This window comes from Corynebacterium sp. HMSC22B11, from assembly GCF_001815965.1.
In the GTDB taxonomy this organism is placed as follows: Bacteria; Actinomycetota; Actinomycetes; order Mycobacteriales; family Mycobacteriaceae; genus Corynebacterium.
The window spans coordinates 1-9,097 of the sequence record NZ_KV823477.1; the positions used below are offsets into that span (position 1 = coordinate 1).

Here is a 9,097-nt window from a genome sequence, read left to right on the forward strand (position 1 = left end):
TGTGGGAGAGTAAGACGCCGCCGGCATTAAACTTTCATAGTGGTGGTGCGACGGGTTGTTGGTTGTTCCCGTTTAGTACGGGTGATGATCAGCAACGTGTCGCACCACCACTTTTTTTATTTTCCTATAGCCCCCAAACCAACGGGGGCTTTTGGTGTCTCAACCCTAGATACCCGAACCGGAGTGAATTCGAAGAAGCTGGACGGCGCACAAAATGAACGAAATCGCCAAGGACCCACGCCGCTGGTTCCTCCTCGCCACCGTTGGCATGGGAGTGTTCCTCGTCTGCCTGGACAACACAGTCCTCTACACCGCCCTCCCAACCATCGTCGCCGAACTCGATGCCACCGCACCCCAGATGCTGTGGATCATCAATGCCTACCCCATCGTCATCTGTGGGCTTCTCATGGGCACCGGCACCCTCGGTGACAAAGTCGGGCACCGGCGTCTGTTCATCATCGGCCTCAGCATTTTCGGTCTCGCGTCCGTGCTGGGCGGTTATAGCCCCAATGTCGCCACCCTTATCACCGCTCGGGGCCTGCTGGCCATCGGCGCGGCCACGATGATGCCCGCCACTCTCGCCCTCATCAGGCATACCTTCGAAGAACCAGCCGAGATGAACCTCGCGATCGGCATCTGGTCGGCCCTCGCCACCCTCGCCGCCGCGTTCGGCCCGGTGGTCGGTGGACTCCTCCTCGAATACTTTCGTTGGGGCTCCGTCTTCCTCATGAACGTCCCCATCGTCCTAGCTGCGCTCATCGCGTTGCCCTTCGTCTCCAAACGCGACGAACCCAACCCGGACCAGGCTTGGGACTTCCGTTCAGTCCTGCAGGCAATGATTCTGCTGGTCTCCTTTGTGCTCTTTATCAAGCAGCTCGCGCACCGACCCGTCGACTGGAGGGTCGTCGCCATCGCCATTGCGGTGGCGCTGATCTTCGGCTTTCGGTTCACGAAGCGTCAGGGCAAATTGCAAGAGCCGCTCCTGGACTTCGGCATCTTCCGCTCCCCGCCATTCCTCTCCGGCGTCTTCGGCGCAGGACTAGCGATGTTCGCGGTCGCAGGCTTCGACTTCCTCACCACCCAGCGCCTCCAGCTGATTGACGGCTTCAGCCCACTGCACGCAGGCGTGTACGTCACCATCGTCGCTGTTGGTTCCCTGATCAGTTCCCTCACCGCCGGCCGGCTGTACACCGTTCATGGCGCGAGGCCGTTCATCGCCGGGGGCATGGCAGTGGGCGCCCTTGGTGCGATCATCGTTGCCGTTGGCTCCAAGGCTAATTCCAACGCAGTGATCCTCACCGGGCTCGGGATTCTTGGGATTGGGCTCGGTGCGTCCATGGCCGTGTCATCGATCGCGATGATTGGAGGGGCACCGCCGAACCGTGCAGGTATGGCCTCCTCCATCGAGGAGGTCTCCTACGAGCTCGGTGCGCTGATGTCCGTCGCCATCCTCGGCAGTGCGATTACCCTCGTCTATTCCATCTTTTATGACGTCAACGCGCCCGCCCTCGCAGGCTCACACGGATCTGCGGGGCACGAGCCGAATGTGAGCCTCCAGGACGCCGTCCAATTCGCCGCCGGTCTTCCCGACGGCTCCGTGAAGGCAACGGTTCTCCAGCATGCGCACGACTCCTACCTCAGCGCATATACCCTGACAGCCCTCATTGTTGTCCTCGTGTTGGCCGCAGGCGCGCTGTACACGAACCGGTTGCTGCGCCACCGCGAGCCAGGCGAATCGGAGATTGTCTAAAACAGTGCCGCCAAGCTGTCCTGAGGCGGTTGGCCGACCACGGGGGGTTCTTGTCCCGAGACGTCCCGGGACGGCCTGGGACAGCGACCGCCTAGATCGTCGAGAACTCGCGTAGCTCACCGGTCAATGGATCCTCGAAACGCAAACGCTGAGCCGTGAGCTCCATGGGGCGGCCGAAATCCTCCTCGCCAGCAAATGGTGGGCTCGGCAGCGGCGCGCTCGGGTCGTGTAGTGCCGCATCCGCAAGCTCCTCGTAGAGAGGGTCGTTGAGGATCGGCAGCCCTAGGGTTCTCAGGGCGACGCGCAGCTGGTGAGTCTTGCCCGTCTCCGGCACCAGTTCCCAGACCAGCACTTCCCGCTCCCGAGGGGTGGGGTCCGTGGCGGTTGCGAGCGTGCGGCGCTCAGCTCGCAGCCCCACCACCTTGGTCAGCGCATTCGGTGGTGTGGGAAACATATCGTGACCAGGGGAGGCGTCCGCCGAGCCGGACTCTTGAGCGGCGCAAGCCTCGATCACCGCAGCCTCTGGTTCGACAAGATAAGTGGCCAGCCGGCCCCGTTCCTTCACCATGTGGTGGCGAAGCAGCCACGGCCTCTCCGGCGTCGGCGCGGGCCACTCCCGCCATCCCCGGAATCGTGGGAGAGGAGAGAAGGGCGCCTGATCAGCGGGCAGAGTCACGGCCTCGTAGGTCTTCTCCGGTACCCGTTCATCGAAGAGGCGCTGGTACGGGCCCCGAACCTCGGGCCGCACCGTGAACATCAATACGCCACGGGTCAGCCGGTCCAGCCGGTGGGCTGGGCTCAGCTCGGGGATTCCGAATTGCCGGCGTGCTCGGACCAGGGCGGTCTCCACGATGTGCTGGCCCCGTGGCAAAGTCGCCATGAAAGGCGGCTTATCAACCACCAGCAGGTTGGCGTCCTGAAATAGGAGGCGCAATTGACCAGGGACCGGGCGCTCGGGGGCGGGTCGGCGGTAGAAGTTGATGTAGCGACCGGGACGGATGACGTCGCTGGGGGAGAGGGGGCGACCGGCGTCGTCGACGACCTCCCCGGCGGCAAAGCGTTCCAGCAGGGCGGCCTCGTCGTCCTCGGGGTGGCGGTGGCGCTGGGCAGAGATGAGCTCGCGGAGGAAGTCGAGGGCCGTGGTGGGCTCCGCCGTATGCGGCAAGGCCACCCGGGAGGGATTGAGGCCATCCTTAATTGCGAGGGGAACCATTAGGGTGCTAAAACTTTCTTCATGGATCTCAACGTGATTATGAACTCGCTCGCCAGCTTCTTCGCTACCGACTTCGGCCGTGTGGTCAAGGGCTTCCTCCAGGTGCTTTGGGAGCTGATCTCCCCATCCAACGCACCGGGCGCCCACGACGTCCCGCTGCCGGAGCCTAAGAAGCCTTAATTCACCACAAGACCCCTCCAAAAAAGGGGTCTTTTTCGTCTGATTCCTCCGGTTATTGGAAATCAATTCATTGCGGTAGCGAGCGCAATGAAAAGCCAGGATAATGGGGGTAGGACAAAAGTTCTATTGGGAAGGACACAGTCGCGATGAGCGATCAGCCACAGAATACCAACTCCGGACGCGAGATTATCGTCGCAGTGGACGGCTCCGAGGCCAGCAACACCGCTGTTCTCTGGGCAGCTAACGCCGCGCTGAAGCGCAATCAGCCGCTGAAGCTCGTCTCCGCGTACACCATGCCGCAGTTCATGTACGCCGACGGCATGGTTCCGCCGCAGGAGCTTTACGACGACCTCGAGGGTGAGGCTAACGATCGCATCGAGACCGCCCACGAGCTGGTTCGCAACTTCAACGCGGATATTAAGGTCTCCCACGCGGTGAAGGAGGGCTCCCCAGTGGACATCCTCCTGAACTTCTCCCGCGACGCGGAGATGATCGTCATGGGCTCCCGCGGCCTGGGTGGGCTTTCCGGCCTGGTCATGGGCTCCGTCTCCTCCGCGGTCGTCTCCCACGCCGACTGCCCGGTCGTGGTCGTGCGCAAGGACAGCGACGTCAGCGAGGAGTCTAAGTACGGCCCGGTCGTCGTCGGTGTCGACGGCTCCGAGGTGTCCCGCCAGGCGATGGAGCAGGCCTTCCGCGAGGCATCTGCCCGCGGCGCTAGCCTCACCGCCGTGCACGCCTGGAATGACTCCCAGTTCTACGCCTCCTACGCCGGCCTCAACGCCGGCGAGCAGGAGAAGGCCGAGCACATCGCCCTGCTGAAGCAGGAGATCGCGCCGTTCGCTGAGCGTTACCCGGACGTGAAGGTCACCGAGATCATCGCTCGTGATCGTCCGGTCGGCGCCCTGCAGGACGAGGCTGAGGGCGCGCAGCTGCTCGTCCTGGGTTCCCACGGTCGCGGTGGCTTCCGCGGCATGCTGCTGGGCTCCACCTCCCGTGCGCTGCTGCAGTACGCGCCGTGCCCGATGATGGTCGTGCGTCCACGCAACAAGTAGGATGCTTGACTGAGTTCTTTTCCCCTGGCCTGACTACCCATGGCCGGGGGAGAACTTTATTGACTGAAAAGAAGAGGAAGTGACCGAGGGATGGGGCCCGCCAAAAAGGCCACGGCGAAGAAAGCTGCGGTGAAGAAGACCACCGCCAAGAAGGCCACGAAGAAGGCCACCTCCAGGCGGCGTAACCGCCCGGGGCCTCGGCAGCGCCTGCTGGCCAGCGCCACGAACCTCTTCACCACCGAAGGCATCCGCGTGATCGGCATCGACCGCATCCTCCGGGACGCGGACGTCGCCAAGGCCAGCCTCTACTCCCTCTTCGGCTCCAAGGACAACCTCGTGGTCGCCTACCTCGAGGCGCTCGACCAGAAGTGGCGCGAGGACTGGGAGGAGCTCGCCAAGGATCGCGAGAAGCCGGAAGAGCGCATCATCGCCTTCTTCGACCTGTGCATCAAGACCGAGCCGGAGAATAACTACCGCGGCTCTCACTTCCAGAACGCCGCCAGCGAATACCCGCGCCCGGAGGTGGAATCCGAGGTGCGCATCCGCGAGGCCGCGATGGCTCACCGCACCTGGGTTCGCGAGACCATGGCCGAGCTGCTCACCGAACGCTTCGGTTACACCTCCCGCTCGCTGGCTGATCAGCTGATGATCTTTCTCGACGGTGGCCTCGTGGGCTCGAAGATGAACCGCCACGTCGGCCCCCTGGAGACCGCTCGGGACATGGCCAAGCAGCTGCTGCTCACCGTCCCGATGAGCTACTACATCTAGCCAGGACCAGAGCCTGGGCTCGCCCGCGCCGCTGCGTCGGCCGCATTTCGCCGTGGCACGGCTACTGGGTGCTAGTTGCGAGTACTAGTTGCGGCTAGCGGCGGTGCCGGCCGGTGCGCCGCTTCTGCCGCTTAGCGACCCTCTTCTCCTCTTTCTTCTCCATGCGGCGCTGCAGCTGCAACTCGTTGTGGGCGTGGAATTCCTCCGTATACGGGTGGGTCTTATCGCTCCACAGGTGGATGCCCTGCGTGATCGTCAGGGTGCACAGGTTATTTGTCAGCCAGTACACGAAGACCATCACCGGCAGTGGGCCCAGCAGCCCAAACAGGATCGGCATGAAGAACACGATCGGCAGCATCACCTTCAGCAGTCCCAGCGCGAAATAACTGAACCCCTGGTTCGGGTCCATCGTCGCCTTCGTCCGCCGGATCGAGAAGATCATGTTCGTCGCCGTGAAGGTACTGGCCAGCAGCACCATCGGCAATGCCACCCGCAACACGCTCGCCTGATCCGTGCCCAGGTTCGCCAGGGACTGCTCCGGCATCTGCACGTAGGTGATCAGCGGGACGCCGAAGATACGGGCATGCATGAAGGTGTAGACGTCCTCGTCGGAAAGGGGACCGAAACCGTGCAGGTTATTCGGATCCACCACGCCGTTCGGACGCGCCACCCGCAGCAGCATGCGGTACAGGCCGATGAACACGGGGATCTGGATCAGCGCCGGAAGGCAGCCGTCCCGCATCCGGTAGCCGCCCTCGAGCTGCATCTGCTTGCGCCGCTTGTTGAGCTCCTTGCGGGACTCCGCGTCAGTGCGCCCCGCGTACTCCTGGCTCAGCTCGTGCAACTGCGGGCGCAGATTGGCGAGGTTACGGGAGGAGCGGATCTGGCGCAGGGTCAACGGCGCGAGCAGGCTACGCACCGTCAGCACCAGGAAAATCACCGCCACGATCCAGGCCACGCTGGGGGCAATGCCGAAGACCTTGGTGAAAAGCACGTGCCAGAGCTTGAGCACCAGCGCAACCGGGTATTCGACGATAATCATGAAAAGAACCTTAGCGTGTAACGTAATGCGCATGAGCGACGGTAAACACCGCCGGAAGCTGGACCCGATCAGCGTCCTTGGCGAAATCTTCGTAACCTTCGGGGTGATCGCCCTGCTCTTCGCATTCTACGAGGTGTACTGGACCGATATCTCCTCGGGACGCGAGCAGGCCCTCGTGGCAGGAGACCTCGATAACCAGTGGGATTCCCGGAACCCGCGACCGCTCACGGAGATCACCGAAGGCGCGGCCTTCGCACGTCTGCACATCCCCTCCTTCGGCAGCGATTTCAACTTTGCCGTGGTCAAAGGCACCAGCGATGCTGACCTGACGAAGGGGCCGGGCCAATACCTCGAGAGCCAGGACCCCGGCGAGCGAGGCAACTTCGCGATGGCTGGCCACCGCGTCGGCCGCGGATCCCCATTCAACGACCTGGGCCTGCTGAAGACCTGCGACACCGTCGTCGTCGAGACCGCCGGATCGTGGAACATCTACCGGGTGCTGCCCATCGACGTCCCCGCCGATCAGCGCCAGGCCGCGGCGGCGGAGTGCCTGCCCGAGAACCTTGCGGAACAGATGTCCAGCGGGCCGTATGCGGGCATCCAGGGGCGCCACATCACCCTGCCCAGCGACATCAACGTCATCAACCCGATCCCCGGGGCTCCCGGGCTGGAGGTCGGGCCCGAGGACGCGGCCCTGCTGACGATGACCACCTGCCACCCGCAGTTCTCTGATGCGGAGCGCATGATCGTCCACGCTGTTCTCGAGAAGAAGGAACCCAAGTCCCCCGGCTACGTGCCGGCAGAGCTCACGGAGGTCTAGTCCATGTACGCCGCACTCTGGAGAATGCTGCCCGGCCCGTGGTGGGTGAAGCTGATCATCACGCTCGTGGTGCTGGTCGCCATCTTCCTCCTGCTGATGGAGGTAGTTTTCCCGTATATCGGCCCGATGATGCCGTGGACGAGCGTGGCCGTGGACTAAGCGGGCCGCTGGCGGGGCCTTAAGTGACCGCCAGCGTCGCAGGCGCGCCGGGGGCAGCTGTGCGGGAGCTGCGGAGGACCAGGGTAGTGGGGGACGCCCGGCTTAGAGCTTGAGGTTCTTGATCGTCTCGGTGGCGATCTGCTCCGCCTTCAGGGACTGCTCCTGGGCGGTGAAGACGACGACGGCGGTCTGGTCCTTCCACACCGCGTAGACGGCACCCTCGCCGTCCTTGCCGCCGCTGCGGCCGCCGCTCCAGCCCTCGGGCTTCAGCGCTTTCAGTGTGGAGTCCACGGGGGCGGCGTGGTCGACGACGGCGACGGCGTCCTTGTTGCTGGTCATGTGGCGCACCATGACTTGTGCCTGAGGGACGTCCTCGTAGGACCAGAAGACGCACGCCGGCGGATCGAAGCGTCCGTCGAGGCCCGTGGCGGTCCACCGCTGGCCCGTGGTCGTCTGCAGCCACTCGCCGTCGAGATAAGGGCAGCGAGTTTCGGAGTCGCCCTGCCCCACTGGTGCGGGCAGGGTATCGACGGGCAGTTCGGTGCCCTTCACTCCCGGGACCGGTTCGCCGGGCAGGAGACCGTCCTTCGACTGCTGGGCTTCCGTGTTCTGTTCTGGCTTATCGCCGCCAATCGCAGAACAGCCCGCCATCGCGAGGGAGCCGATGAGCAGAATAGCTGCACTGGCTCGCGCGACGGGGCGGGCAGGAGAAATGCGAAGGGTAGAAAGCGCCATGGTCGAAATACTAGTGCGCGCAGCGCGTTTTCACGAAGTGTGGTTTAGGAGTGTGCTGCGTCGTACTTATCGACAATATCCTGCGGAATGCGGCCGCGGTCGGAAACCTGAAGGCCGTTAGCCTGTGCCCATTCGCGGATAGCTCGGTTGCGCTCTGGGCTATTGGTGCTCTGTGGCGCGCGGCGGGTATTGGTGCGCTGAACGCGACGAGCAACTGCGATATAGGGAGCGAGTGCTTCCTCGAACTTCTCTCGGTTCGCGGTCGAGACGTCCATCGAGTAGGTCACGCCATCAACGGCGAACTCCACGACATTAACGTCCTCTGCGGCGAGTGGCGCGTTGTCGATATCGTCAAAATACTGGGTGATCTCTTTGCGTGCCATTGTGTGCAGCAACTCCTGAATCGATGATTTAGGGATTTTAAAGAAATGCTACCCAATATTCGATTAGAAAGAAATGGCCATTAAAGAATGGCCGAAGAAAGCGGCTAATAAGTAGCCAAGATCACGTGGTTGCTAACCACGCTTGGTGGCGATCTGCGCCTCGACGAGATCGAGCTCCTTAGATACGGATTCCAGAACTCGCTTGCGCTGATCTTCGCCCATCGAGCCAGCATTATCAATAGCCTCGATCAGAACATCCATGCGGTCATTGACGTCCTTAGCGAAACCGGAAGGCACGCCCTTGTCCACGGACTTCTGGATCTGCTTAATGCGTGCGCGCTGCGGGGCGCCGTCCGCTGGGAAGGAACGCAGCGCAGACGCAGCAGCGCCGCGAGCCTGCGTGGTGACGGTGCCCTTGCCCTGCAGCTGGGTTAGCGCGCGATACACCAGCGGAACCACCACCGGGGCAGCGACGCGCGAGGCACCAATGAAGCGCAGCACGTTGCGGGAGTTGAAGCGGCCGGCCTTGAGCTGCTCGATGGACGCCTTCGCCATCTGCTCCTCGTGCTTACGGCGGTTCTTCAGCTCCTTAGCGTCGAGCTTGCGCACCTGCTTGGCGGTCTTGCGGAGGTACTTCTCCTTAGCCTTCTCCAGCTTCGCGGCCTCCTTGGCATCTACCTTGGCCCGAGTCTTTGCGGCCTTAAACGCAGCCTTGCGTTCGATACGGCGCTTCCGCAGATTCTTGAATAGACCCATGATTCTCCTCATTAATGCGATTAGTCGCGGTACACACACGCCAAGCCCTCGCCAGGCTTGGGGAAAATGGCTAACTTCCCACCACTTTAGCGAACGCGTGGCGACCCGCGGGGCAATACCGGGGTGGGGCGGATGCAGTCGTAGGCTGGCGGCTTTCCGCGCTTCGGCCGCAGGGGTGCTCCCCGGCTAAGCTAGGGCAGTTGTGAGGGTGCTGTTGCAAAGTTGGGGCAGTAGGAAGA

General features: G+C 63.0%; 11 protein-coding genes. 6 read left to right on the plus strand and 5 right to left on the minus strand.

What is annotated here, in order from left to right; genetic code table 11:
- The first annotated feature begins 214 nt into the window (after positions 1-214).
- Positions 215-1,750 (plus strand): MFS transporter, encoded by a 1,536-nt coding sequence (locus HMPREF3088_RS02445; RefSeq protein ID WP_070758237.1) that lies wholly within the window; start codon positions 215-217, stop codon positions 1,748-1,750.
- Between the two features lie 91 nt (positions 1,751-1,841).
- Here HMPREF3088_RS02445 and HMPREF3088_RS02450 read toward each other — a convergent pair whose 3' ends face one another.
- The gene (locus tag HMPREF3088_RS02450; protein WP_070758239.1) at positions 1,842-2,963 is read right to left on the minus strand and encodes a pseudouridine synthase; all 1,122 of its coding nucleotides are present in this window, start codon (positions 2,961-2,963) and stop codon (positions 1,842-1,844) included.
- Between the two features lie 21 nt (positions 2,964-2,984).
- Here HMPREF3088_RS02450 and HMPREF3088_RS10630 point away from each other — a divergent pair, with 21 nt between their 5' ends.
- From HMPREF3088_RS10630 to HMPREF3088_RS02460, 3 genes are all read left to right on the plus strand, one after another.
- Positions 2,985-3,143, plus strand: coding sequence for a hypothetical protein (locus HMPREF3088_RS10630; protein WP_246818008.1), 159 nt, complete (start codon positions 2,985-2,987; stop codon positions 3,141-3,143).
- Positions 3,144-3,289: 146 nt separating this feature from the next.
- Positions 3,290-4,195: a universal stress protein gene (locus tag HMPREF3088_RS02455; protein WP_070758241.1), complete on the plus strand. Its 906-nt coding sequence runs from the start codon at positions 3,290-3,292 to the stop codon at positions 4,193-4,195.
- Between the two features lie 90 nt (positions 4,196-4,285).
- Positions 4,286-4,963, plus strand: coding sequence for a TetR/AcrR family transcriptional regulator (locus HMPREF3088_RS02460; protein WP_070758243.1), 678 nt, complete (start codon positions 4,286-4,288; stop codon positions 4,961-4,963).
- Positions 4,964-5,057: 94 nt separating this feature from the next.
- On the opposite strand, the gene yidC is transcribed toward HMPREF3088_RS02460, so the two are convergent.
- Complete coding sequence (gene yidC, locus HMPREF3088_RS02465) at positions 5,058-6,005, minus strand: membrane protein insertase YidC (RefSeq protein WP_070758245.1); 948 nt, start codon at positions 6,003-6,005, stop codon at positions 5,058-5,060.
- Between yidC and HMPREF3088_RS02470 the strand changes: the two genes are divergently transcribed.
- A complete protein-coding gene (locus HMPREF3088_RS02470) occupies positions 6,004-6,825 on the plus strand; it encodes a class E sortase (protein ID WP_070758247.1) in 822 nt (273 codons plus the stop codon). The genes yidC and HMPREF3088_RS02470 overlap by 2 nt on opposite strands.
- A gap of 3 nt (positions 6,826-6,828) precedes the next feature.
- The gene (locus HMPREF3088_RS10465) at positions 6,829-6,984 is read left to right on the plus strand and encodes a hypothetical protein (protein ID WP_168167034.1); all 156 of its coding nucleotides are present in this window, start codon (positions 6,829-6,831) and stop codon (positions 6,982-6,984) included.
- Positions 6,985-7,086: 102 nt separating this feature from the next.
- Here the strand turns inward: HMPREF3088_RS10465 and HMPREF3088_RS02475 are convergent, their stop codons facing one another.
- From HMPREF3088_RS02475 to HMPREF3088_RS02485, 3 genes are all read right to left on the minus strand, one after another.
- Positions 7,087-7,719 (minus strand): DUF2020 domain-containing protein, encoded by a 633-nt coding sequence (locus HMPREF3088_RS02475; protein ID WP_070758249.1) that lies wholly within the window; start codon positions 7,717-7,719, stop codon positions 7,087-7,089.
- A 44-nt stretch (positions 7,720-7,763) separates the two neighbouring features.
- A complete protein-coding gene (locus HMPREF3088_RS02480) occupies positions 7,764-8,102 on the minus strand; it encodes a histone-like nucleoid-structuring protein Lsr2 (protein WP_070758251.1) in 339 nt (112 codons plus the stop codon).
- Positions 8,103-8,234: 132 nt separating this feature from the next.
- On the minus strand, positions 8,235-8,858 hold the full coding sequence (locus HMPREF3088_RS02485; protein ID WP_070758253.1) for a DUF6474 family protein: 624 nt from the start codon (positions 8,856-8,858) through the stop codon (positions 8,235-8,237).
- Positions 8,859-9,097 lie beyond the last annotated feature (239 nt).